Origin of the sequence: Comamonas sp. w2-DMI (genome assembly GCF_040187735.1) — a bacterium.
GTDB lineage: Bacteria > Pseudomonadota > Gammaproteobacteria > Burkholderiales > Burkholderiaceae_C > Comamonas > Comamonas terrae.
Genome location: NZ_JBANEL010000019.1, coordinates 1 through 23414 on the forward strand (window position 1 = coordinate 1; position 23414 = coordinate 23414).

Here is a 23414-nt window from a genome sequence, read left to right on the forward strand (position 1 = left end):
GGAGCCCACGACCGACTTGCGGTCCTGGCCGGCCATCTTGACGGAGCCGGCGTACATGTCGGCCAGGCCGGTGAGCTGGACGGTGCTTTGCGCTTGTGCGGCACCGCAGCAGGCCAGGGCCGCAGCGAGTGCGATGAACGATTTTTTCATGGAACCTCTCTTGATTGATTGCTATATAAGAAATTGCGGTGTGAAATGTAGCGACGGTTTGTATACACGACTGTGTTCAATTCCACAAAGACGGATGAAATCACTATTTCGAGTGCGTGACAGTGGTTTTTTTGCGTCATTTCTTCATGGATGTTCCTAGTTGACGCTCCGGTTGGATGTTCGGGAAATGCGCTACACGGTCGACGAAACGCGGGCAGGAGTCCGGCCGGACAGTGATTGCGTCATATGTCAGGATGAAAATGACGGCCTCCGGATAGGGGCAGCCGGCGAGGCTGCCGCCATCCGCACGCAGGGCGCCGTGCATGGATCGAAAGCCGCGACTACGGCGGAGTGCGCTCTGGGCTGGCCTGGATGCCGGCGAAACGCTTCGCAAATGCTGCGAATGCACAATTTTTCGCTGACTTCAATTTTCATAGCGAAAAATCGTTATAGAATTACGTCCATCGTAGGGGAGTCGCCAAGTTGGTCAAGGCACCGGATTTTGATTCCGGCATGCGAGGGTTCGAGTCCTTCCTCCCCTGCCAAGATAGAAAACCCCGTCTGTGAAAGCAGGCGGGGTTTTTGCTTTGCGCGCCTGGTTTCCATGCCGTGGCGGGTATTCCGGCCTCGCTTTTCGTGCGCGGGGGATGCCGCGCACTCCTGTTCCACCATGAGCGGCCTGTTGCGTCTGGCGTGTGTTGCCCTGCCGTTGTGCGGCTGAACGAAGGGAACCGAACCTGCCTGCGGCAGTGCGCCGGAGCCGCCTGGAAGGCATGATGGGATGCACGTATTACTACGTACAAGGCGAGGAAATTGCAATCTTTTGTTCAAAATGACGAAATGTATTCGTCAAGTCGTCATTTTTTTCAAAGATAAATTGCGAGCAGCTTATAGACTCTGCGCTCTTTTGTTCGATTTTTATCGTTGCTGATCTCAATCCCTAGGAGCGGTATGCCTTCCAAACGTCTATTTCTTCAGTCCGCGGCCCTGGTGGCTGGTTTGTGCCTGGGCGCCGCAGCCGTGGCACAGGAGAGCACCATGGCGCGTGTGGAGCGCACCAAGGTGCTGCGCGTGGGCGTGATTTCGGGGGCGACGCCGTATTTCCACAAGGACCTGGTTTCGCAGAAGTGGGAGGGCTTCGGCCCCGACTTTGCCGAGAGCCTGGCCAAGAAGCTGGGTGCCAAGGTGGACCTGGTGGAAACCACCTGGGGCAATTCGGTGATGGACCTGCAGGCCAACAAGATCGACGTGATGTTCGGCATGGGCCCGACGCCGGCCCGCCGCGAGATGGTGGACTTCTCGGACATGCTGTTCAATAACACGCTGACCGTGGTCTGCAAGAAGGGCTTCGGCCCCGTCAAGACCTGGGAGCAGCTCAATGATCCCAAGGTCAAGATCGTGGTGGACGTGGGTTCGAACCAGGACCAGTACGCGACCAAGATGCTGCCCAAGGCCACGATTTCCCGCCTGGACAGCTCGGGTGCGGCCTCGATGGCCGTGCAGACCGGCCGCGCCGACTGCCAGGTGCTGATGGTGCTGCTGGCCCAGCCGCTGCTGGCCAAGCGCCCGGACGTGGGCCAGATGTTCGTGCCCGAGCCGGTGACGACCTCGCCCACGCACATCGGCCTGCCCAAGAGCGCGAACAAGGATTTCGAAAACGCGGTCAACGCCTGGCTCAAGGATGCGCGTGGCCGCGGCGAGGTCCAGTCCGTCATCGTCCGGAACATGGAAAAGCTCGCGGGCGTGAAGCCCGAGAGCTTCCCCAAGCAGGTGAAGTTCTGAGGGTTTGCCTGCGGGCGTGGCCGATGCCCGCGGGCCGCTGCGGCGAATGACGGGCAGCCAGTCCCGTGAGCGTGGCAGGCCGTTGCCCGGGCGGCGGCCCGCGGGTCCATAGGCTGGCGAGTCCGAGAGGAGTTTGAATGTACGAGTGGGATTTTTCCCTGCTGTGGACCTACCGCACGCTGTTTCTGCAGGGCATAGGCTACACGCTGCTGTTCACCGCGATCTGCGTGCTCGGCGGCCTGGCCGTGGGGCTGGTGGCCGGCCTGGGCCGGCTGTCGCACAGCAAATGGGTGACGGGGCCGCTGCGCGCCTTCGTCGAGGTCTTTCGCTGCACGCCGGTGCTGGTGCAGCTGGTATGGTTCTATTACGCGCTGCCCGTGCTCACGGGCATCGAGATGTCGGCTCCCATGGCGGCGGCGCTGTGCCTGTCCCTGTATGGCGGCGCGTTCTATTCCGAGATCATCCGCGGCGGCATCATTTCCATCGACCCGGGGCAGACCGAGGCCGGGCAGGCGCTGGGCATGACGCGCTTTCAGGTCATGCGCCGGGTGGTGCTGCCCCAGGCCTTCAAGCGCATGGTGCCGCCCCTGATGAGCCAGTCCATCATGCAGCTCAAGAACACCTCGCTGCTGTCCGTGCTGGCCGTGCCGGACCTGCTGTACCAGGGCCAGGTGATCGCGCACGACACCTATCGTCCGCTGGAGGTCTACACCTTCATCGCCGTGGCGTATTTCGTGATCCTGCTGCCGGCCACGATGTGGGCCAAGCGCATGGAGCAGAACCATTCTTCGGGCAAGGAGGCGTAAGCGATGTCTGCTCCAGTGATCGAGATCAGAGGCCTGAGGAAATCCTTCGGAGATCTGGCCGTGCTCAAGGACATCCACCTGACGGTGGAGCGCGGCTCCGTGGTGGCGCTGATCGGGCCGTCCGGCTCGGGCAAGTCCACGCTGCTGCGCTGCGTGAACCTGCTGACCGTGCCCGACGGCGGCGAGATTCGCGTCGGCGAGCAGTCGCTGTCCTTCTGCGGCAAGGACACCCAGCTGCCGGCCGACAAGGTGCTCGCGGGCTTTCGCGCCCGTACCGGCATGGTGTTCCAGCACTTCAATCTGTTCCCGCACATGACCGTGCTGCAGAACGTGATGGAAGGGCCGGTCACCGTGCTCAGGAAGAGCCGGCCCGAGGCCGAGGCCAGGGCGCGTGCGCTGCTGGCCAAGGTGGGCCTGGCCGAGCGCGCCGACATGTATCCCGACAGGATGTCGGGCGGCCAGAAGCAGCGCGTGGCCATTGCCCGTGCCCTGGCCATGGAGCCCGGCGTCATGCTGTTCGACGAGGCGACGTCGGCGCTGGATCCCGAGCTGGTGGCCGAGGTGCTGGGCGTGATCCAGTCGCTGGCCAGGGAGGGCATGACCATGATCCTGGTCACCCACGAAATCGCGTTCGCGCGTGAAGTGGCCGACAAGGTGGTGTTCATGCGCGACGGGGTGGTGGTGGAATCCGGGCCACCGTCCCAGGTGATCGATAACCCCGAGCAGGAGGCGACGCGCAGTTTTCTGGGCCGCATCCTGGGGAGAGCACAGGTCGCGTGACCGGGGTCGACAAGGCTGGCTTGCGCACGACAGAACCAGCGCGCACTGCCGCGATGCGCTCCTGCGGGAGCATGTTCTACAAGGATGGGGTATGGAATACCGTTTGGATGAAACCGATCGCCAGTTGCTGCGCCTGCTGCAGACCAATGCACGGGCCTCGACCGCACACCTGGCCCGGCAGATGAATCTGGCCCGCACCACGGTGGTGGCGCGCATTGCCAAGCTCGAGCAGGAGGGCGTGATCGCGGGCTACGGGGTGCGCCTGGGTTCGCGCCTGGAGCAATCGGCCGTGCGCGCCTATTGCGGCATCCGCGTGCAGCCCAAGACGGCGACCTCGGTGATGCAGGCGCTCAACCGCTTCACCGAAGTGGAGGAAGTCTCGGCCGTCAGCGGCCAGTATGACTACATGGTGTTCGTACGCTGCGAGAGCAATGAAAAGCTCGACGCCCTGCTGGACCGCATCGGCCTGATCGACGGCATTCAGCAGACCTATACCTCGGTGGTGCTGAGCCGCAAGATCGACCGCCGCACGACGGCCGAAGTGGTGAGCCAGCCCGCCTGAACGAGCCGCGCAATTCGCCCCTGGCCCCTGGCGGCGCACTCGCCGCCAGGTTGGAATGAGGTTGAAAACGCATTCAAACGCTTATGTGGCAAGCGCTTGAAGCTATGAAAAAAGGACTTGTCTGCCGGCTGGCCGCCCCGGCCAGCCAGTCCTGCCTACAGAAAGCGGCTGGCCCTGAACGGATGGGGGTCCAGCGGCAGCCGGGTGTCGCCCTGCATGAGGGCGCCCAGCAGCGCGGCCGTGCCCGGACCGGTGGAAAAGCCGATGTGCTGATGGCCAAAGGCCAGCCACAGGCCGGGGCGGCCCGGCATTTCGCCGATCACGGGGCGGGAGTCGGGCAGGGTGGGGCGGCGGCCCATCCACAGCGGCTGGTCCAGGCGCGGGCCCAGCGGCAGCGCCTGGCGCGCGGCGGCTTCGGCCAGCTCCAGCTGCACGGGCTTCATCGGAGCGTCGCAGTCATTGAGTTCCACGCCCGTGGACAGGCGCATGCCGTGCTCCATGGGCGAGAGCACATAGCCGCCTGCCGTGTCGTAGATGGGCCGCTGCAGCGACCTGGCGCCGGCGCCCTCTGCATAGTGCAGGTGATAGCCGCGCTCGAAGCCCATGGGGATTTCCACGCCCAGGCCGGCCAGAAACTGCCGGCTCCACGGGCCCAGGGCCACCACCACGCGGTCATAGGCCTGGCCCGTACCGCTGCTGTCGATCACGGTCCATAAGCCATCGCCCGTCTGCTGCACCGTGCGCAGCTCCGTGGTCTGCACACGTCCGCCGCGCGCGGCAAAGGCATCGGCGTAGGCCCTGACCACGGCGCCCGGGCTGTTGACGGAATAGCTGTCCTTGATCCACAGGGCCTTGGCAAAGAGGGGGTTGAGCACGGGCTCGAGCGCCTGCAGCTCGCCAGCCTGCAGCTCCTGCGTGGCAATGCCGTATTGCGCCATGGTCTCGCGGCCCAGCCGTGCGCCAGGCGCCTCGAAGCTCGCCGCGTGGCGGTAGAGAAACAGCCAGCCGTTGTCGCGTAGCCTATCGAGCGCGTTGACTTCGGCGAGCAGGCGGCGATGCTCGTCGGTGGACAGGCGGATCAGGCTGTCGAGCGCCGCGGTGGTCTCGCGGAACACGCTGCGGCGCGCATTGCCGACAAAGCCCAGGGCCCAACGCAGATTGGAAGCCACGAAGGCCGGGCTGTAGCGAAAGCCCGTACCCCGGTTCCCGAGCAGGCCGGGCAGCGTACCCCAGAGCCTGGGATGGTTGAACGGCATGAGCGAGCTGCGCGCGATCACGCCGGCATTGCCGTAGGAGGTTTCAAGGCCCGGCGCACGCCGGTCCAGCAAGGTGACGGCCATGCCGCGGCGCTGCAGTTCGAGCGCGGTGGCCACGCCGACCATGCCTGCGCCGAGTACGGCGACGGAAGGGGTTGTCATGAGTGCATGTGCGCTGCGGTACAAGGCTTGCGCAGCGCCGTGGGGGTCCATCGGAACAAAGGGCTGCCGTGCGCCTGCACGTCGGCCTGGCCTCCATTGTCGCGCTGCAGCGGGGCGGGCGCGGCGTTCGCCGCAGGATTTTCCCGTGCGGGCAGGCTTTCAGCCCACGATCACGCGCGGCTCGCCGGCTTCCATGCGGCCCACGACGGCAGCTTCGGCAAAGCCTCCATCGGCAAAGACCTGGAGCACCTGTTGGGCGGCTTCCGAGGTGCAGGACACCAGCAGGCCACCCGAAGTCTGCGGGTCCGTCAGCAAGGCACGCTGCGCGTCGCCCAGGCCGGCCGGCAGCTGCACATGCTGGCCGTAGGAGGCCCAGTTGCGGCCCGAGGCGCCTGTGAAGATGCCTTGCTCGGCCAGGGCCTGCACGCCGGGCAGCACCGGCAGCCTGCGGCTGTCGATGCGGGCCGTGAGCTGCGCGCCGCGGGCCAGTTCCAGGCCGTGGCCCAGCAGGCCGAAGCCCGTCACATCGGTCAGCGCGTGCACGCCTTCCAGCCTGGACAGCGCTGCGCCCGGGCGGTTGAGCTGGGTGGTGGCATGCACCATGGCGCGGTAGCCGGCCTCGTCGAGCAGATTTTTCTTGAGTGCGGCCGACAGAATGCCGACGCCCAGCGGCTTGCCCAGGATCAGAACGTCGCCGGCTTTGGCATCGGCGTTGCGCTTCATCTGCCTGGGGTTGACGATGCCTATGCCCACAAGCCCGTAAATGGGTTCGACCGAATCGATGGAATGGCCGCCGGCCAGCGGAATGCCGGCATCGCGGCAGACCGATTCGCCGCCTTCGAGGATCTTGGCGATCACGTCGTGGGGCAGCACGTTGATGGGCATGCCGACGATGGCCAGGGCCATCAGCGGCGTGCCGCCCATGGCATAGATGTCGGACAGTGCATTGGTGGCGGCGATGCGGCCGAAGTCGTACGGATCGTCGACGATGGGCATGAAGAAGTCCGTGGTCGCGACGATGGCCTGCTCGTCGTTGATGCGGTAGACGGCTGCATCGTCCGCAGTCTCCGTGCCCACGAGCAGGTCGGGAAAGAACTGCCGGGGCAGATTGCTCCTGGCCAGCAGTTCGGACAGCACGCCGGGCGCGATCTTGCAGCCGCAGCCGCCGCCATGGGACAGGGAGGTGAGTCGGGGAGCTTGGATGGTATCGATGGTCATTGGAGATTCTTTGGCTGGCGGTACGGGCGGCTCGCGCAGCCTGCATGCGCGGGCCGGCGCGGGAAACCGAAATCGGTGCAAGTATTATCGGCAGCCCGCGCCTGCTCTGCGCGGACAGTGGGACAAGCATGCGGCTGCGTGCTGTAATTGCGGGGCTTTTTGCTGGAGAAGGCTTACATGGCGTTCTCCAAAATTGTGAAAAAATGTTTGTCCTCGGACGTGCACCGCTTGCCGTGGGCCATCCGCAGGGCCGCCGCAGTCCCCATGGAGCCGTTGTTGACATCTTTCAAGCCAGATCGTGGTCATGGAGTGCCTCCCCGCTGTGCCGGCGGCCGGGCATGGTTGCTTGCCGCCTGCCTAGCCTGGACGGCCGTGTCTGCGCGGGCGGACGCCGCGGCCGAAGACCATGTGCAGGGCGTCGCGCGCACGGTGATCGGCATCCTGGGCTACACGCATTGGCCGGCTGAAAGCGGAGGGCTGCGCCTGTGCGTGGTCGGCTCCACGGAATATGCGGCCGGGCTGATGCACAGCTCGGGGCAGGCGGTGGGCAGCCGCCAGCTTGACGTCAGGCGGGTGGAACTGGATCAGGTGAAGAACGCCGACTGCGACGGCATCTATGCCGGCGAGATGGACGAGCAGCAATGGCGCAGCCTGATGCGGCAGCAGGACGGCCGACCGCTGCTGACCATCAGCGAGCGCGGTGCGCTGTGCCGTATCGGCGCCATGTTCTGCCTGCGGCGCCAGGGCGAAGGGCCGGGCTTCGAGGTCAACCTGGATTCCGTGGCGCGCAGCGGCCTGCGCATCAGCCCCAAGGTGCTGCAGCTGGCCCGTACCAAGGCGGCGCCATGAGCTTGCCCATGAGCAGCAATGATTCATTGCATGCGGTGATCCGCCGTGCCCATCTGCGCATGGCGGGCATGGCCATTTCGCTGGCCGGCGTGCTGCTGCTGCTGGTCGGCGTGGTGGTGCTGCGCCTGTACCTGCTCAACAACCTGCATCTGATAGCCCGCTCGCTGGCCTATACGGCCGAGGCATCGCTGGTCTTCAACGACCGTGACGAGGCGGCGCGGATGCTGGAGCAGATGCTGCGCGGCGAGGATGTGGCGCGGGCCCAGGTGTTCGATGAGCGGGGGCAGGTGTTTGTGCGCTGGTCTTCGGGCCAGTCCGCCACTGGCGGTGCCGGCGAGGTGCTGGCCGCCGTCATCGGGATGCAGCCTGGAGAGGCCGAAGTGCGCCAGAACGGCAAGCCGGTCGGGCGAGTGGTGCTCTACAGCGACGGCGCCGGCTTTGTGCGTTTTCTCTGCGCCGGCCTGGCGGTGCTGGCCTTGTGTGTGGGCATCAGCGGCTATCTGGGCATGCGCCAGTCGCGCCGCATGCTGGCGGATATCGCGGAGCCGCTGCAGCAACTGGCCCGGGTGGCCCGGGCCGTGCGGCACGACCGTTCCATGGACCAGCGCGTGCCTGCCGCCCGCATTGCCGAACTGAACGAACTGGGCGACGACTTCAACGCCCTGCTGTCCGAGCTGCAGATGCGCCACGAGCGCCTGCAGCAGCAGAACTCCGTGCTGGAACTGAAGGCTTCGCGCGACAGCCTGACCGGCCTGGCCAACCGCTCGCATTTCGAGCAGCGCCTGCGGCAGGCGCTGCTCGATGCGGACCAGGCGGGGCGCAAGCTGGCCGTGTTGTTCCTGGACAACGACCGCTTCAAGCAGGTCAACGATGTCTATGGCCACGCGGCGGGCGATGCATTGCTCAGGGCCGTGGGAGAGAGGTTGCATTCGCTGGTGCGCGAGGCGGACCTGGTCGCCCGCCTGGGCGGTGACGAATTCGCCATCCTGCTGTACCCGGTCGGCGGCGTGGACGATGCCCGGCTCGTGGCGGACAAGATCGAAGAGGCAATGCGCGAACCTGTGGTGACCGGTACAGGCGTGCTGCTGAATCCTTCGGTCAGCGTCGGCATTGCCGTCTTTCCGCGCCATGGCCGCGACATGGAGACATTGCTGAACCATGCGGACCAGGCCATGTACGAAGCCAAACTTGCGCGGCATGCCGGGCATGCCGCCATCAGGGGATGATGCATATGGAATGGAACAGAAAGATTCTGGGTGGGTGGCGGTTCATGGACTGGAGCCGCTGGTGCATGGCCATGGCACTGGCCCTGCTGCTGGCTGCCTGCCAGACCCCGCAGCCCCAGGGCCTGACAGCACAGCAGCAGCAGGTCCTGAAGGCCCAGGGCTTCGCGCCCGGCGAGGATGGCTGGGAGCTGCAGATGTCGGGCAAGCTGCTGTTTGAATTCGACTCCGCAGAAGTCGGTCAGCAGGCGCGGGGCAAGGTCTTGGATCTGGCACGGGCGCTGCTGAAGGAGGGCATAGACCGGTTGCGCGTGGAAGGCTATACGGACGACCGCGGCAGCGATGCCTACAACCTGCGGCTGTCCCTGCGCCGGGCGCAGGCCGTGGCGGATGTGCTGGCGGAGGCCGGCATGCCCAGGCAGAACATCGAGGTCAAGGGGCTGGGCCGGGCGGCACCCGTGGCGGCGGGCAATGCTGCGGAAAACCGCCGCGTGGCCATCATCGTGCCCCTGCTGTAGCTGCCGGCACAGTGGCGGAAAGCAGCTGGAGTCGAACCAACCCGGGAGCGGCTGACGCCCCCCACCGGGTTTGAAGCCCGGCCGCGCCACCGGGCGCGATTGCCTTCCTTCTTGTAGAAGATGCGCGGATTGTATCCAGCATTCATGGCTGCCGGGACCAACTGCAGCCGCCCGCCCTCTATGAATGCTGTAGCAACCGGCGCTTGTCCTTGCCGGGCCGCAGGCTATGCGGTGCGGACGGCGCTGCCGGCAGCCGGGGCCGGCTTCCATTGCACATCGGGCCGCAGCAAATGGGCGTCGCGCACGCGGCGCGTATAGCCGATGCGGTCGAAGAACTCCAGGATCTGGATGGCGCGCTTGCGGCCCAGGCCCGTGGCATCGCGAAAGGCCCGGGCTTCGACTTGCGCATTGTCGGCTCCGCTGGCCAGGGCTGCCACCAGCGCCGCCAGCTCGTCCATGCAGGATGCGGCATAGAACAGGTCCTTGACCACCTGGAACAGCTGGCCCTGGCGCGAGAGCTTGCGCAGCAGCTGGCGCACCACTTCCTCGCCCGCGCCATGGTCGCGGGCCAGATCGCGCACCCAGGGCGGATCGAAGCGGCCGGCCGCAATCGCGGGCAGCAGCTTCTGGGCCAGAGCCTGTTCCGCATCCGAAAGCTGCACGCTGTGGCCCGGCAGGTGCAGCCAGGCGCCTGTGCCGGCCAGCTGCCGCTGCGCAAGCAGACTGTCGAGCAGCCCCTGGTACAGCGCATCGTGCGCCGCCTGCTGCAGGCCGGGCAGGGCCATGCGGCGCAGGCGCGCCGCATTCACGCCGGGCTCGTCGGGCGATTTCTCGTGGAAGCGCGTCAGCGTCTGCAGCACCTGCGCCTGCAGTGCCTGCCAGCGGGCGGCATCCATGACCAGGGCATCGTCGCCAGCCATGGGCAGATGGACCGCATGCGCGGGCAGCTGGTCTGCATGAAGGGCCCGGCCGGCCAGGCGCATGAGCTGCGACAGCGCAGTGCCATAGGGTGCCTGGGCTATCAGCGGCGCAAGGTCGCCATGCGCAACCAGCTGTTCGATGGCATCGAGGTAGGCCATGCGCTCGGCGCCGCGGCGCTTGCGCGCGGGAGCGTAGGGGTCCAGCACCATGCCGCCGGCGATCGTGCGGGTGGCCTGCGCGTTGCGCAGGATCAGGCGGTCGCCGGGCATGGCAAACACGGGTGAGTCAAGTACCAGCTGCGCGCGCGCCGCGGTGCCGGGGGCGATCGGGTCGTCCTGCAGCAAGGCCACATGGCCGGTGCAGCGCCGTGTGCCCAGGTGAACATGCACGGGCGTCCACTGCTGCATGGGCGCGGCATCGGCCAGCAGCTGCAGCGCGATGTCGATGCGATCCGTGGCCTGCAGCGCGCGTGCATCGGCCACCCAGTCGCCGCGCTCGATGTCCTCCCTGGCAATGCCTGCGAGATTGAGCGCGCAGCGCTGGCCGGCCACGCCGGTGTCGCTGGACTGGTTCTGCGCATGGATGCTGCGCACGCGCACCGCCCTGCCGCTTGCCGAATGCAGCAGCGTGTCGCCCACGGCCACCTGCCCGCCGAAGACGGTGCCGGTCACCACCGTGCCCTGGCCGGCCAGCGTGAAGACGCGGTCCACTGCAAGGCGGAACAGCCCGTCGCGTTTGCGCGCGGGCATGGCCTGGGCCTGCTGGTCGAGGTGCTGGCGCAGCGCAAAGATGCCTGAAATGTCGGGGTTGTCGGCCACTGCCGCCGCGGTCTCGAAGATTGGCGAGCCGGCCAGGGCCGTGTCCGCGAGCAGCGCGGCGATCTGCCCGCGCACTTCGTCGATGCGCGTGCGCGGCACACGGTCCACCTTGGTCAGGGCCACCGTGCCCTGCCGGATGCCCAGCAGCTGCAGGATCTCCAGGTGCTCGCGGGTCTGGGGCATGATGCCGTCGTCCGCTGCCACCACCAGCAGCGCGTGGTCTATGCCCACGGCGCCGGCGGCCATGGTGTGCACGAATTTCTCATGGCCCGGCACGTCGATGATGCCCAGCACATCGCCATTGGGCAAAGGCGCGTAGGCATAGCCCAGCTCGATGGAAATGCCGCGTGCCTTTTCCTCCTTGAGGCGATCGGTTTCCACGCCGGTCAGGGCGCGCACCAGGGTGGTCTTGCCGTGGTCGATATGGCCGGCGGTGCCGATGATCATGTGTGGGTCGCTCCGTGTCGCACCGCGTTGCCGATGCGGTCAATCTTTTTGATGGAAATCATCTCAGGATGCTTGATTGGCAGGCGTTTCTTGCTATCTTCCCAGTAGCGAAAGCTGTTCGCTGAAGGCGTGCTGCATGGCCGCCTCCAGGCAGCGCAGGTCCAGCCACAGCGCGTCATCGCGCAGGCGCGCGATCACGGGGCGGGGCAGGGCGCGCAGGCGCGCTTCCAGCTGTGCGAGCTGGCGGCCTGCCTGCCTGCCGCTGGCCGGATGGATCCTGAGGCCGAAGCTGGGCAGGCTTTCAACGGGCAGGGCGCCGCTGCCGATCTGGCTGGTCATGGGCGCGGGCTCGACCACGAAGGCCGGGCCCAACGCCTGTTGCAGCACGGGCTGCAGCTGCAATGCCTGTGCCTGCATGTCGGCCTGCGGCCGGGTGAACAGGCGCAGCGTGGTCAGCTGCTCGGCCAGCTTTTCGGGATGCAGGTACAGGCGCAGCGTGGGCTCCAGCGCCGCCAGCGTGATCTTGCCCACGCGCAGCGCTCGCTTGAGAGGGTTCTTCTTGATCCGGGCGATCAATGCCTTTTTGCCCACGATGATGCCGGCCTGCGGGCCGCCGAGCAGCTTGTCGCCGCTGAAGGTGACGAGGTCGGCGCCGGACTCGATGGTCTCGCGCACCGTGACCTCGTAGGGCAGTCCCCATTCGCGCAGGTCGATGAGGGTGCCGCTGCCCAGGTCGACGATCATGGGCAGGCCCTTGTCGTGCGCAATGCGGGCCACCTGCGCATCGCTCACGGCCTTGGTGAAGCCGGTGATGGCGTAGTTGCTGCAATGCACCTTCATGAGTGCGGCCGTGCAGTCGGTGACCGCTTCGCTGTAGTCGCGCTCATGGGTGCGGTTGGTGGTGCCCACTTCCACCAGGCGCGCGCCGGCGCGCGTCATCACATCGGGGATGCGGAATGCGCCGCCGATTTCCACCAGCTCGCCGCGGGAGACAACCACTTCCCTGCGCTCGCCGGCCGCAGCCAGCGTGGAAAGCACCAGCAGCACGGCCGCGGCATTGTTGTTGACGATGGTGGCGGCCTCCGCGCCCGTGAGCTCGCAGATCAGCGCCTCCACCAGATCGTCGCGGTCGCCGCGCCCGCCGTCTTCGAGGTCGTATTCCAGATTGGCCGGGGACGTCATGGCCTGTACCACGGCATCCACGGCCGCCTGCGGCAGCAGCGCGCGGCCCAGATTGGTGTGCAGCACCGTCCCCGTGAGATTGAAGACGGTGCGCAGCCTGGGGGCAAAGCGCCGCTGCAGGCGCAGCCCCGCCGCCTGCACAATGCTTGCCGGATCCGCCTGCAAGCCGGCCGCGGGCGCTTCCTCGCCGCCCAGCAATTGCTGGCGCAGGCTGCCCAGCACGTCGCGCACGGCCCGGGTGCAGGCATCCAGGCCATAGGCTTCGCGCAAGGGCTGCAGGCTCGGGTGCAGCAGGATCTTGTCCACGGCCGGCAACTGGGAAGGGTGCGTGATGTCAGCGGTTGGGGGCTCGGGCGCTTGTGTGGCGTGCATGGGTGCTTCGGGAAGTGAAGTGGGCGCGAGATTCCTGCCGATGCGGGCGGTCATCGTCCTGAAATGAAAAAGGCGGCTGGCGCAAGGCCTGCCGCCCTTTATTGTGGCGCAGCGGACAGGTTGTCAGGCGCAGGGATCGATCAGCGCGCTGTCCGCCTCGGCCTCGGCCTGCTCCTCGGCAAACGCCACGTAGAGCAGCGGGTTGGGACTGGCCCGCTGGAATCGGGTTTCGCTCATCAGCAGATCCAGCATCAGCGTGGCCAGGTCGTCGGCCAGCGGGTCGACCATGGGATTCTTTTCCTGGTTGACGATCTTGCGGTAGCTGCCGCACTCGTCGCAGGTTTCGGCCAGAACTTCCTCGCCCGCGCCTTCGACACCCTGGTAATGAATGCCCTTGGTCGATGCGCAGTGCGAGCATTTGACGCGCACCATCTGCCATTCGCAGGCACAGGTGCCGCAGTGCAGATAGCGGTGGCCGGCGGCCCTGCCGCCGATGCGGACCACGCTGGCCACGGGCTCGCTGGCGCAGACCGGGCAGATGGTGGCCGGATCGGTGTAGGGCACGTCCTGGGCCGTGAGGTCGGCGGTGCGCCGGGTGAACGTGACCTGCAGCGCCGCCATGATGAAGGGCGCCATGCCCACGTGGCGCGCGGCGACTTCCTTTTGCAGCAGCTTCCTGGCGATGTCGTCACGCGTCTCGGCCGGCAGGCTGCGCAGCTCCTGCAGCAGCGGCTGCAGCGGCGCGGGCAGGGCGGCGGACCGATCGCCGTCCTGCAGCGTGTCCAGCATGGCGTCCAGCACGCCTTGCCAGGCCGGATCGATGTTCTCCACGGCGGGCAGCAGCGGCATCGAGTGCTCCTGCGCCCGCGCGATCTGTGCGGCATCGGGCGCTGCCAGCGTGAGGCCGGCGGCCGCCTTGTGCTGGGCGTCCATGATCTTCGCGACGAACTGCAGGTAGTCGGCAATGGGATTGCCGTCGGCCAGCTGGCGCAGCCGGGCCGCGCGCTCGGCAAAAAGGCTGGCCGTCGCCGGCAGGAGCACGCGGGGAAAACTGGTGTGGTCCAGGGCTTCGATCTCGCCAGGTTGAAGAATGCGTTGCATTGGCAGGGATCTCCAAAAAGTTCAGCCGCCAAGCGCCTGGTGAGCGCTTGGCGGCCGGATGTCAGAACAAGGGGGCGTCAGTCGTTGTCACCGGTGACCTTACGGTACCAGCCGCGGTGGTGCTGCTTGGCCCAGGCGCGGGTCACCGTGCCATAGAGCATGGCGCGGATCGTACCGCGGGTCCAGATGGCCGCGTAGACGTGCAGGATGATCAGGCCGATCATCCACACGGCCGCGACGGCGTGGACCAGCGATGCCGCGCGTACCACGTTCACGGGCAGCGTCCACCAGGCGCGCCACATCAGAAAGCCGGTGACGACGATGAACAGCATGCCGATGACCAGGCCCCAGAACAGGAGCTTCTGGCCGCCGTTGTACTTGCCCTGCTCGGGCATGTCATGGTCATCGCCATCGATCATCTTGTTGACGTTCTTGAGCCATTCGATGTCGCGGGGCTCCACGACATTGAGCTTGGCAAAACGGCCGGCCATGACGATGAAGAACAGGGCCATCACCACCCCGATGTAGGGGTGCAGGATGCGGGTCCACGGGCCGCCGCCGAACAGGTTGGTCAGCCAGAAGAACGCCGGATGGAAGAACGCCAGGCCGGACAGGGCCAGCAGGATGAAGCAGATGCCCACGATCCAGTGGTTGGCACGTTCCGACGCGGTGTAGCGTACGAGGTCACGAGGATTGCGTTGCATCAGCGGGCCTCCTTTCCGGCGCTGTGGGCGGCACTGTCGGCAGCCCGGTCCTTGCGTTCCATTTCATCCTCGAGATCCTTGGACACGTCGTTCGGACCCTTGGTGATGTAGTGGAACAGGCTGCCGACGGCGGCGGCGCCCAGTGCCGCCATGGCCAGCGGCTTGGCGACGCCCTTCCACAGGGACACCATGGGGCTGATCGACGGATCGTCGGGCAGGCCCTTGTACAGCGAAGGCTTGTCCGCGTGATGCAGCACGTACATCACATGCGTGCCGCCCACGCCCTGCGGGTCGTACAGGCCAGCCTCGGCATAGCCGCGCTCCTTGAGGTCGACCACGCGGTGCGCGGCCTGCTCCTTCATGGCATCCTTGGTGCCGAACATGATGGCGCCCGTGGGGCAGGTCTTGACGCAGGCGGGTTCCTGGCCGACGGCCACGCGGTCCGAGCACAGCGTGCACTTGTAGGCCTTCTTGTCCTTCTTGGAGATGCGCGGGATGTTGAACGGGCAGCCGGTCACGCAGTAGCCGCAGCCCACGCACTGATCCTGCTGGAAGTCCACGATACCGTTTGCATACTGCACGATGGCGCCGGGAGACGGGCAGGCCTTGAGGCAGCCGGGATCCTCGCAGTGCATGCAGCCGTCCTTGCGGATCAGCCACTCCAGGTTGCCCGTGGCTTCGTTCTCGTACTCGGTAAAGCGCATCACGGTCCACGATTCCGACGTGAGATCCGTCGGGTTGTCGTAGACGCCGGCTGCAGCCGTACCGATCTCGTCGCGCAGGTCGTTCCACTCCATGCAGGCGGTCTGGCAGGCTTTGCAGCCTATGCACTTGGAAACGTCGATCAGCTTGGCCACCTCGCCCGAATGGGCGCCACGCGCGCCGGGGGCGGGCGTGGTGGTGGCCGAGCGGCGCTTGATATCTAAAGACATGGTGGATGACATCAGCTGCTCCTTAGATCTTTTCCACCTTCACGAGGAAGGTCTTGGATTCAGGGGTCAAGCTGTTACCGTCACCCACCGAGGCCGTCAGGTTGTTGGCCAGATAGCCCTTGCGTCCCGTGGACGAGAAGCCCCAGTGGATCGGCACGCCCACGTGGTGGATGGTCTTGCCGTCGATCTTCATGGGCTTGATGCGCTTGGTCACGATGGCTGCCGCCTTCACGAAGCCGCGCTTGGAACTGACCTTGACCTTCTGCCCGGTTTCGATGCCGAGCTCCTTGGCCAGCGCCTCGCCGATTTCCACGAACTGCTCGGGCTGGACGATGTTGTTCAGCTGCACGTGCTTGGTCCAGTAGTGGAAGTGCTCGGTCAGGCGGTAGGTCGTGCCCACGTGCGGGAACTCGCTGGGCGAGCCTGCCGTGTCCTTGACCGAGTCGAAGATGCGCATCGCGGGGTTGATGACAGCCTGCTTGTTGTTGGGATACATGGGGTTGTAGCCCAGCGGGTTGTCGAAAGCCTCGTAGTGCGTGGGGAACGGTCCCTCGTTCATGCCCTTGCGCGCAAAGAAACGCGCAACGCCCTCTGGGTTCATGATGAAGGGGTTGGTGGTCTCGGGCGGCATGGTCAGGCCCATGTCGGGCACATCGAAGCCGGTCCAGCTGGTGCCGTTCCACTTGACGAGCGCACGCTTGGGGTTGAATGGCTTGCCTTCGCGGTCGCAGGATGCGCGGTTGTACAGCACGCGGCGGTTGGCCGGCCAGGCCCACGCCCAGTTCAGCGTGTTGCCCAGACCGCTGGGGTCCGAGTTGTCGCGGCGCGCCATCTGGTTGCCGGACGAGGTCCAGCAGCCGGCCCAGATCCAGCAGCCGCCCAGCGTGGAGCCGTCGTCGCGCATTTCGCCGAAGCCCGCCAGCTGCTCGCCGGCCTTGCGAATGACCTTGCCTTCGGCGTCCTTCAGGTCCACGAGCGCGCGGCCGTTGTATTCCTTGGCGATCTCGTCGGCACCGGGATGGGCCGCCTGGGCGTAGGGCCAGTACAGATTGACGATGGGGTCGGGGAACTTGCCGCCGTCCTTCTGGTACAGAGCCTTCATGCGCAGGTGCAGTTCGGACATGATGTTGATGTCCGTCTTGGCCTCGCCCGGCGGCTCGGCCGCCTTCCAGTGCCACTGCAGCACGCGCGAGGAGCTGACCACGGCGCCGTCTTCCTCGGCAAAGCAGGTCGTGGGCAGGCGGAACACCTCGGTCTGGATGGATGCGGAGTCCACGTCGTTGAACTCGCCATGGTTCTTCCAGAACTCGGAGGTCTCGGTGACCAGCGGGTCCATGATGACCAGGAACTTGAGCTTCTTGAGGCCTTCGCGCACGCTGTTGCTGTTGGCCAGCGCCGCCAGGGGGTTGAAGCCCTGGGCGATGTAGCCGTTGACCTTGCCCTGGTTCATCAGTTCGAAGATCTGCAGCATGTCGTACTGGCGGTCGAGCTTGGGCAGGTAGTCATACGCCCAGTTGTTCTCGGCCGTCGCCGCGGGGCCCCACCAGGCCTTCATCAGGCTCACATGGAACTTGGGCGTGTTCTGCCAGTAGTTCATCTGGCCCGGACGCAGCGTCTTGGGTGTGCGCGCGGCGATGTACTGCTGATAGTCCTGCTCTGCGTCATTGGGCAGCGTCAGGTAGCCGGGCAGAGAGCCCGAAAGCAGGCCCAGGTCCGTCAGGCCCTGGATGTTGGAGTGGCCGCGCAGCGCGTTCATGCCGCCGCCAGCCACGCCGATGTTGCCCAGCAGCAGCTGGATCATGGCGCCGCAGCGCAGCATCTGCGCGCCGATGGTGTGCTGGGTCCAGCCCAGGGCGTACATGATGGTGGCCGAGCGTCCGGCCTGCGCCGTCGAGGCCAGCTTCTCGCACACATGCAGGAACTTTTCCCTGGGCGTGCCGCAGATCGCCTCGACCTTCTCGGCGGTGTAGCCGGCGTAGTGCTTCTTGAGCAGCTGATAGACGCAGCGCGGATGCTCGAGCGTGGGGTCGATCTTGACGAAGCCGTCGTCGCCCAGCTCATAGTCCCAACTGCTCTTGTCGTAACTGCGCTTTTCGGGGTTGTAGCCCGAGAAGATGCCGTCGTCGAATGCGAAGTCCTCGCGCACGATGAACGAGAAGTCCGTGTAGTTCTTCACGTACTCGTGATGGATCTTGTCGTTCGAGAGCAGATAGTTGATCACGCCGCCCAGGAAGGCGATGTCGGAACCGGAACGGATGGGCGCATAGAAGTCGGCCACCGATGCCGAGCGGTTGAAGCGCGGATCGACCACCATGAAGTGAGCCTTGTTGTGCTCCTTCGCTTCGGTCACCCACTTGAAGCCGCAGGGGTGTGCTTCGGCGGCATTGCCGCCCATGATCAGGATAACGTCCGCGTTCTTGATGTCGACCCAATGGTTCGTCATCGCTCCACGGCCAAACGTCGGGGCAAGACCTGCCACCGTCGGGCCGTGTCAGACACGTGCTTGGTTGTCGAATGCAAGAAGGCCCCAGGAACGGGCCACTTTGTGCGTGACGTAGCCGGCCTCGTTGCTGGCTGCGGAGGCGGCCAGCATGCCGGTGGTGAGCCAGCGGTTGACCTTCTGGCCCTTGTCGTTGGTCTCGATGAAGTTGGCGTCGCGGTCGTCCTTGAGCAGCTTGGCGATGCGGTCCAGGGCTTCATCCCACGACATGCGCTTCCACTCGCTGGAGCCGGGGGCGCGGTATTCGGGGTACTTGAGGCGGTGCGGGCTGTGCACGAAATCCAGCAGCGAGGCGCCCTTGGGGCACAGCGTGCCGCGGTTGACGGGATGGTCCGGGTCGCCTTCCACGTGGATGACGGACAGCTTGGCATTCTTGACGCCGTCGCCCAGCGAGTGCATCAGGATGCCGCAGCCTACGGAGCAGTAGGTGCAGGTCTGGCGGGTGACCGTGGTGGCGGACAGCTTGTACTGCCGCACCTCGGCGAGCGCAGCCGTGGGCGAGAAGCCCATCAGCGCCAGGCTCGAACCCGCCAGCGTCGAGCCAGTCACTTTCATGAACTGGCGTCTGGAGAATTGGACCATGTGGGTACCTTTTCGGATTAACGCTTTTATGTGAAAGCAAATTCTACGTAGGTACCTCTTGACGCCGGTGGTTACAAACCCTGAATTCTTGAGCTGTGCCCTGCGGTATTGATGGCGGCGAGGCTTGTTGCTATGAAATTTAAGCGCTTGGAGGCGGAAACGGGTGGTTTCTCAAGAAAGTGCAACGGCCCAAGGCCATGAAGTCCGCAGGGGCAGTTGTTTGTTTGTCCGGTCAGGGAGGGAGCGCAGGGATGACCACCCTCAGGCTTTGACCTCTCCTTGATCCGATTCCGGCACGGGGGGTATCTCCTGTGCCTTGGATGGAGTCGGCGGGACTTCTACCGGTTTGCCAGCTGGCGCCAGGGCCTCGCCCTGCGGCGACAGCAGGGGCTGCTGCTCCGCCTGGCGCTGCATTTCTGCGAACATGTCCCAGGCAGCGATGAAGAGCGCAGCGATGGCCGGTCCCAGTACAAAGCCCGTCAGTCCGAACACGGCCATGCCGCCCAGCGTGGAGATGAGGACGATGTAGTCGGGCATCTTGGTGTCCTTGCCCGCCAGCAGGGGACGCAGCACGTTGTCGACCAGGCCGATCACCAGAAAGCCATAGGCGGCCAGGACAACGCCCTTGGCCGTATCGCCGGTGGCAAGGAAATAGATGGCGACCGGCCCCCAGACCAGACCGGCCCCCACTGCGGGCAGCAGGGAAAGAAATGCCATGACCACGGCCCACAGCACGGTGGCCTGAATGCCCAGTATCCAGAAGATCAGGCCGCCCAGCGCACCCTGCGCGGCAGCAACGGCGAGATTGCCCTTGACCGTGGCGCGGATGACGGTGGTGAACTTGCTGGCCAGCTCGCGCTTGTGCTCGGGCTCCAGCGGCATCGCTTCGCGGATGCGCTGCATCAGCAGCTTGCCGTCGCGCAGCAGAAAGTACATCAGGTACAGCATCACGCCAAAGCTAACGACGAAGCCCAGTGTGTTCTGTCCCAGGCCCACGGCGCGGGTGGCTGCGAGCTTGCTGGTCTGTACCGCCACCTCGGTGAGCTTTTCCTGGAGCTCGCTCAGCGATCCCAGGTGCAGCCTGTCCAGCCATGGGGTGATCCAGGGTGGCAGTGCGTCGAATATCTGCTGCAGATAATTGGCGGAGGACAGGTTGCCGCTGCTGACCCGCTCGTAGATGGCGGCGGTCTCCCGCACCAGCGAGATGCCGATCAGCACCAGCGGAAGGATGACCACCACAAGGCAGAGCAGCAGGGTCAGCAAGGTGGCCAGGTTGGGGCTTCTGGGCATGCGCACCAGGATGCGCCTGTGCATGGGGGCGAACACGATGACCAGGACCACGCCCCAGAAGATGGCGCCCACGTACTCCCATAGCACCACTCCAAAACCCAGCGTGACGGCCGCCAGCAGCAGGATGAACGTGCGTTTGTGAAGCTGCGAAAGGGGCATTTGATTCCTTGGTTGTCAATAAGCGCCAATGTAAGCGAGTTCGATGAAGGGAAACGCTAGGTCTTTCATAAGAGTACGGCTTTGAAAAGTGGCACAATGCCAGACGCAACCTAAGGCCCTTCCCAGCCACAGTCGCATCCGCCAACCGGTACAGCCGTGTCGCGGAAGGTTCTACAAACCAGCTAATGCTTCCTCAAGGGAGGCGGAGGTCAGCGCAATATGAGCGATCAGTCATCGATCTATCAAGCCTATCAAGGCAATACCTATCTCTTTGGCGGCAATGCGCCGTACGTCGAAGAGATGTATGAGAACTACTTGGCCAACCCCGGCAGCGTGCCGGACTCCTGGCGCGAGTATTTCGATGCCCTGCAACACGTGCCCGCCGTGGACGGCACGGACAGCAAGGACGTTCCCCACCTGCCCGTGATCAATGCCTTTGCCGAGCGTGCAAAGCAGGGCGGCACCAAGGTGGTGGTCGCCTCCGGCGCCGACTCCGAGCTGGGTCGCAAGCGCACCGCCGTGCAGCAACTGATCGCTGCCTACCGCAACGTGGGCCAGCGTTGGGCCGACCTGGATCCTCTCAAGCGCACCGAGCGCCCCGAAATTCCCGAGCTGGAGCCGTCTTTCTACGGCTTCACCGACGCCGACCAGGAAGTGGTGTTCAACACCAGCAATACCTTCTTCGGCAAGGAGTCCATGACGCTGCGCGAGCTGATGAATGCCCTGCGCGAAACGTATTGCGGCACCATCGGCGCCGAATACATGTATGCCACCGACCAGAACCAGAAGCGCTGGTGGCAGCAGAAGCTGGAAACCATCCGCAGCAAGCCTTCGTTCAATGCCGACGAGAAGAAGCGCATCCTGGACCGCCTGACGGCGGCCGAAGGCCTGGAGCGCTATCTGCACACCAAGTACGTGGGCCAGAAGCGCTTCTCGCTGGAAGGCGGCGAATCCTTCATCGCCGCGATGGACGAGCTGATCAATGCCGCCAGCCTCAAGGGCGTGCAGGAAGTCGTGATCGGCATGGCCCACCGCGGCCGCCTGAACGTGCTGGTCAACACCCTGGGCAAGATGCCCAAGGACCTGTTTGCCGAGTTCGACCACACCGCCCCCGAGAATCTGCCCGCAGGTGACGTGAAGTACCACCAGGGCTTCAGCTCCGACGTATCCGCCAAGGGCGGCCCGGTGCACCTGTCGCTGGCGTTCAACCCTTCCCACCTGGAAATCGTGAACCCCGTGGTCGAAGGCTCGGTGCGCTCGCGCATGGACCGCCGCGACGACCCCCATGGCAAGCAGGTGCTGCCCGTGCTGGTGCACGGCGACGCCGCCTTTGCCGGCCAGGGCGTGAACCAGGAAACCCTGGCGCTGGCCCAGACCCGCGGCTACTCCACCGGCGGCACGGTGCACATCATCATCAACAACCAGATCGGCTTCACCACTTCCGATCCGCGCGACGCACGCTCCACGCTGTACTGCACCGACATCGTCAAGATGATCGAATCGCCCGTGCTGCACGTCAACGGCGACGATCCGGAGGCCGTGTGCCTGGCCATGCAGTTGGCGCTGGAATTCCGCATGGAATTCTCCAAGGACGTGGTGGTGGACATCATCTGCTTCCGCAAGCTGGGCCACAACGAGCAGGACACGCCGGCACTGACCCAGCCGCTGATGTACAAGAAGATCGGCGCCCACCCCGGCACCCGCAAGCTGTACGCCGACAAGCTGGCCACGCAGGGCCTGGGCGATACGCTGGGCGACGACATGGTCAAGGCCTACCGCGCCGCCATGGACGAAGGCCGCCACACGGTGGACCCCGTGCTGACCAACTTCAAGAGCAAGTACGCCGTGGACTGGAGCCCGTTCGTGGGCAAGTCCTGGACCGATGCCGGCGACACGGCCATCCCGCTGACCGAGTGGAAGCGCCTGGCCGAGAAGATCACCACCATCCCCGGTACCGTGACGCCGCATGCGCTGGTCAAGAAGGTCTATGACGACCGCGCCGCCATGGGTCGCGGCGAAATCAACGTGGACTGGGGCATGGGCGAGCACATGGCCTTCGCCTCGCTGGTCGCGTCGGGCTACCCCGTGCGCCTGTCGGGCGAGGACTGCGGCCGCGGCACCTTCACGCACCGCCATGCCGTGATCCACGACCAGAAGCGCGAGAAGTGGGACGAAGGCACCTACATCCCGCTGCAGAACGTAGCCGAGAACCAGGCTCCGTTCGTCGTGATCGACTCCATCCTGTCCGAAGAGGCAGTGCTGGGCTTCGAATACGGCTATGCATCCAACGATCCCAACACCCTGGTGATCTGGGAAGCCCAGTTCGGCGACTTCGCCAACGGCGCACAGGTCGTGATCGACCAGTTCATCGCCTCCGGCGAAGTGAAGTGGGGCCGCATCAACGGCATCACGCTGATGCTGCCGCACGGCTACGAAGGCCAGGGGCCCGAGCACAGCTCGGCCCGCCTGGAGCGCTTCATGCAGCTGGCCGCCGACACCAACATGCAGATCGTGCAGCCCACCACGGCCAGCCAGATCTTCCATGTGCTGCGCCGCCAGATGGTGCGCCCGCTGCGCAAGCCGCTGGTCATCATGACGCCCAAGTCGCTGCTGCGCAACAAGGATGCGACCTCGCCGCTGTCCGAGTTCACTGCGGGCGGTTTCCAGACCGTGATCCCCGAGCAGGACGAAGCCGTCGTCAAGAACGCCGCCAAGGTCAAGCGCATCATCGCCTGCTCGGGCAAGGTGTACTACGACCTGGTCAAGAAGCGTGCCGAAGGCGAGGCCAAGGATGTGGCCATCATCCGCGTCGAGCAGCTGTATCCCTTCCCGCACAAGGCCTTCGCTGCCGAAGTCAAGAAGTACAGCAACGCGACCGAGATCGTCTGGTGCCAGGACGAGCCCCAGAACCAGGGCGCCTGGTTCTTCATCCAGCACAACATTCACGAGAACATGCGTGAAGGCCAGAAGCTGGGCTACTCGGGCCGCGCCGCATCGGCTTCTCCGGCTGTGGGTTATTCGCACCTGCACCAGGAGCAGCAAAAGGCGCTGGTCGATGGCGCATTCGCCAAGCTCAAGGGTTTTGTCCTGACCAAGTAAG

General features: G+C 65.3%; 18 protein-coding genes, 2 tRNA genes and 1 pseudogene. 9 read left to right on the plus strand and 12 right to left on the minus strand.

The genetic code is table 11. The features are described 5' to 3' along the window. Nucleotides 1-150 (minus strand): annotated as a pseudogene (locus V8Z74_RS18245) (porin); the annotation flags it as partial. Between the two features lie 136 nt (nt 151-286). Continuing rightward, nucleotides 287-475, minus strand: a complete 189-nt coding sequence (locus V8Z74_RS18250) for a hypothetical protein (protein ID WP_349710527.1) — start codon at nt 473-475, stop codon at nt 287-289. 143 nt (nt 476-618) lie between these two features. Between V8Z74_RS18250 and V8Z74_RS18255 the strand changes: the two genes are divergently transcribed. The 5 genes from V8Z74_RS18255 to V8Z74_RS18275 all read left to right on the plus strand — a co-directional run bounded on the left by V8Z74_RS18255 (nt 619) and on the right by V8Z74_RS18275 (nt 4080). After that, nucleotides 619-695, plus strand: a tRNA-Gln gene (locus V8Z74_RS18255). Nucleotides 696-1101: 406 nt separating this feature from the next. Continuing rightward, complete coding sequence (locus V8Z74_RS18260) at nt 1102-1932, plus strand: transporter substrate-binding domain-containing protein (RefSeq protein ID WP_066480787.1); 831 nt, start codon at nt 1102-1104, stop codon at nt 1930-1932. Between the two features lie 137 nt (nt 1933-2069). Beyond that, complete coding sequence (locus V8Z74_RS18265) at nt 2070-2738, plus strand: amino acid ABC transporter permease (protein WP_066480784.1); 669 nt, start codon at nt 2070-2072, stop codon at nt 2736-2738. A gap of 3 nt (nt 2739-2741) precedes the next feature. Further along, entirely contained in the window at nt 2742-3518 is a 777-nt protein-coding gene (locus V8Z74_RS18270; RefSeq protein WP_349710529.1) for an amino acid ABC transporter ATP-binding protein, read from the plus strand. Nucleotides 3519-3609: 91 nt separating this feature from the next. Next, the gene (locus V8Z74_RS18275) at nt 3610-4080 is read left to right on the plus strand and encodes an Lrp/AsnC family transcriptional regulator (protein ID WP_066480781.1); all 471 of its coding nucleotides are present in this window, start codon (nt 3610-3612) and stop codon (nt 4078-4080) included. A gap of 155 nt (nt 4081-4235) precedes the next feature. On the opposite strand, the gene V8Z74_RS18280 is transcribed toward V8Z74_RS18275, so the two are convergent. Beyond that, nucleotides 4236-5498: an NAD(P)/FAD-dependent oxidoreductase gene (locus tag V8Z74_RS18280; RefSeq protein ID WP_349710531.1), complete on the minus strand. Its 1263-nt coding sequence runs from the start codon at nt 5496-5498 to the stop codon at nt 4236-4238. Nucleotides 5499-5657: 159 nt separating this feature from the next. After that, entirely contained in the window at nt 5658-6716 is a 1059-nt protein-coding gene (gene selD / locus V8Z74_RS18285) for a selenide, water dikinase SelD (protein ID WP_349710532.1), read from the minus strand. Between the two features lie 372 nt (nt 6717-7088). Between selD and yfiR the strand changes: the two genes are divergently transcribed. From yfiR to yfiB, 3 genes are read left to right on the plus strand one after another with little or no spacing between them, the layout of a single operon-like run. After that, nucleotides 7089-7565: a regulatory sequestration protein YfiR gene (gene yfiR / locus V8Z74_RS18290; protein WP_349710533.1), complete on the plus strand. Its 477-nt coding sequence runs from the start codon at nt 7089-7091 to the stop codon at nt 7563-7565. 8 nt (nt 7566-7573) lie between these two features. Next, nucleotides 7574-8791, plus strand: a complete 1218-nt coding sequence (gene dgcN, locus V8Z74_RS18295) for a diguanylate cyclase DgcN/YfiN (protein WP_502879579.1) — start codon at nt 7574-7576, stop codon at nt 8789-8791. 44 nt (nt 8792-8835) lie between these two features. Beyond that, entirely contained in the window at nt 8836-9306 is a 471-nt protein-coding gene (yfiB, locus tag V8Z74_RS18300; protein ID WP_349710536.1) for an outer membrane lipoprotein YfiB, read from the plus strand. Nucleotides 9307-9318: 12 nt separating this feature from the next. Here the strand turns inward: yfiB and V8Z74_RS18305 are convergent. The 8 genes from V8Z74_RS18305 to V8Z74_RS18340 form a co-directional block, all read right to left on the minus strand. Next, nucleotides 9319-9414 (minus strand) — tRNA-Sec (locus V8Z74_RS18305). A gap of 116 nt (nt 9415-9530) precedes the next feature. Further along, nucleotides 9531-11492, minus strand: coding sequence for a selenocysteine-specific translation elongation factor (gene selB, locus V8Z74_RS18310; protein ID WP_349710537.1), 1962 nt, complete (start codon nt 11490-11492; stop codon nt 9531-9533). 93 nt (nt 11493-11585) lie between these two features. Beyond that, complete coding sequence (gene selA, locus V8Z74_RS18315) at nt 11586-13046, minus strand: L-seryl-tRNA(Sec) selenium transferase (protein WP_349710538.1); 1461 nt, start codon at nt 13044-13046, stop codon at nt 11586-11588. A gap of 123 nt (nt 13047-13169) precedes the next feature. After that, nucleotides 13170-14147, minus strand: coding sequence for a formate dehydrogenase accessory protein FdhE (gene fdhE / locus V8Z74_RS18320; protein WP_349710539.1), 978 nt, complete (start codon nt 14145-14147; stop codon nt 13170-13172). A gap of 77 nt (nt 14148-14224) precedes the next feature. Then, the gene (locus tag V8Z74_RS18325) at nt 14225-14851 is read right to left on the minus strand and encodes a formate dehydrogenase subunit gamma (protein WP_066480761.1); all 627 of its coding nucleotides are present in this window, start codon (nt 14849-14851) and stop codon (nt 14225-14227) included. After that, nucleotides 14851-15795: a formate dehydrogenase subunit beta gene (gene fdxH, locus V8Z74_RS18330; RefSeq protein ID WP_349710541.1), complete on the minus strand. Its 945-nt coding sequence runs from the start codon at nt 15793-15795 to the stop codon at nt 14851-14853. The genes V8Z74_RS18325 and fdxH overlap by 1 nt, the downstream gene beginning before the upstream one ends. A 10-nt stretch (nt 15796-15805) precedes the next feature. After that, on the minus strand, nt 15806-18865 hold the full coding sequence (fdnG, locus tag V8Z74_RS18335) for a formate dehydrogenase-N subunit alpha (RefSeq protein WP_349710542.1): 3060 nt from the start codon (nt 18863-18865) through the stop codon (nt 15806-15808). 261 nt (nt 18866-19126) lie between these two features. After that, nucleotides 19127-20314 (minus strand): AI-2E family transporter, encoded by a 1188-nt coding sequence (locus tag V8Z74_RS18340; protein WP_349710543.1) that lies wholly within the window; start codon nt 20312-20314, stop codon nt 19127-19129. Between the two features lie 219 nt (nt 20315-20533). Here V8Z74_RS18340 and V8Z74_RS18345 point away from each other — a divergent pair, with 219 nt between their 5' ends. Next, nucleotides 20534-23413, plus strand: a complete 2880-nt coding sequence (locus tag V8Z74_RS18345) for a 2-oxoglutarate dehydrogenase E1 component (protein WP_066480747.1) — start codon at nt 20534-20536, stop codon at nt 23411-23413. The last annotated feature ends 1 nt before the right edge of the window (nt 23414 follow it).

Bases quoted from the DNA above. Each gene is read 5' to 3' on its own strand.
- V8Z74_RS18250 (WP_349710527.1), bottom strand. From the start codon at position 475: ATGCACGGCGCCCTGCGTGCGGATGGCGGCAGCCTCGCCGGCTGCCCC.
- V8Z74_RS18260 (WP_066480787.1), top strand. From the start codon at position 1,102: ATGCCTTCCAAACGTCTATTTCTTCAGTCCGCGGCCCTGGTGGCTGGT.
- V8Z74_RS18265 (WP_066480784.1), top strand. From the start codon at position 2,070: ATGTACGAGTGGGATTTTTCCCTGCTGTGGACCTACCGCACGCTGTTT.
- V8Z74_RS18270 (WP_349710529.1), top strand. From the start codon at position 2,742: ATGTCTGCTCCAGTGATCGAGATCAGAGGCCTGAGGAAATCCTTCGGA.
- V8Z74_RS18275 (WP_066480781.1), top strand. From the start codon at position 3,610: ATGGAATACCGTTTGGATGAAACCGATCGCCAGTTGCTGCGCCTGCTG.
- V8Z74_RS18280 (WP_349710531.1), bottom strand. From the start codon at position 5,498: ATGACAACCCCTTCCGTCGCCGTACTCGGCGCAGGCATGGTCGGCGTG.
- selD (WP_349710532.1), bottom strand. From the start codon at position 6,716: ATGACCATCGATACCATCCAAGCTCCCCGACTCACCTCCCTGTCCCAT.
- dgcN (WP_502879579.1), top strand. From the start codon at position 7,574: ATGAGCAGCAATGATTCATTGCATGCGGTGATCCGCCGTGCCCATCTG.
- yfiB (WP_349710536.1), top strand. From the start codon at position 8,836: ATGGACTGGAGCCGCTGGTGCATGGCCATGGCACTGGCCCTGCTGCTG.
- selB (WP_349710537.1), bottom strand. From the start codon at position 11,492: ATGATCATCGGCACCGCCGGCCATATCGACCACGGCAAGACCACCCTG.
- selA (WP_349710538.1), bottom strand. From the start codon at position 13,046: ATGCACGCCACACAAGCGCCCGAGCCCCCAACCGCTGACATCACGCAC.
- fdhE (WP_349710539.1), bottom strand. From the start codon at position 14,147: ATGCAACGCATTCTTCAACCTGGCGAGATCGAAGCCCTGGACCACACC.
- V8Z74_RS18325 (WP_066480761.1), bottom strand. From the start codon at position 14,851: ATGCAACGCAATCCTCGTGACCTCGTACGCTACACCGCGTCGGAACGT.
- fdxH (WP_349710541.1), bottom strand. From the start codon at position 15,795: ATGTCATCCACCATGTCTTTAGATATCAAGCGCCGCTCGGCCACCACC.
- V8Z74_RS18340 (WP_349710543.1), bottom strand. From the start codon at position 20,314: ATGCCCCTTTCGCAGCTTCACAAACGCACGTTCATCCTGCTGCTGGCG.
- V8Z74_RS18345 (WP_066480747.1), top strand. From the start codon at position 20,534: ATGAGCGATCAGTCATCGATCTATCAAGCCTATCAAGGCAATACCTAT.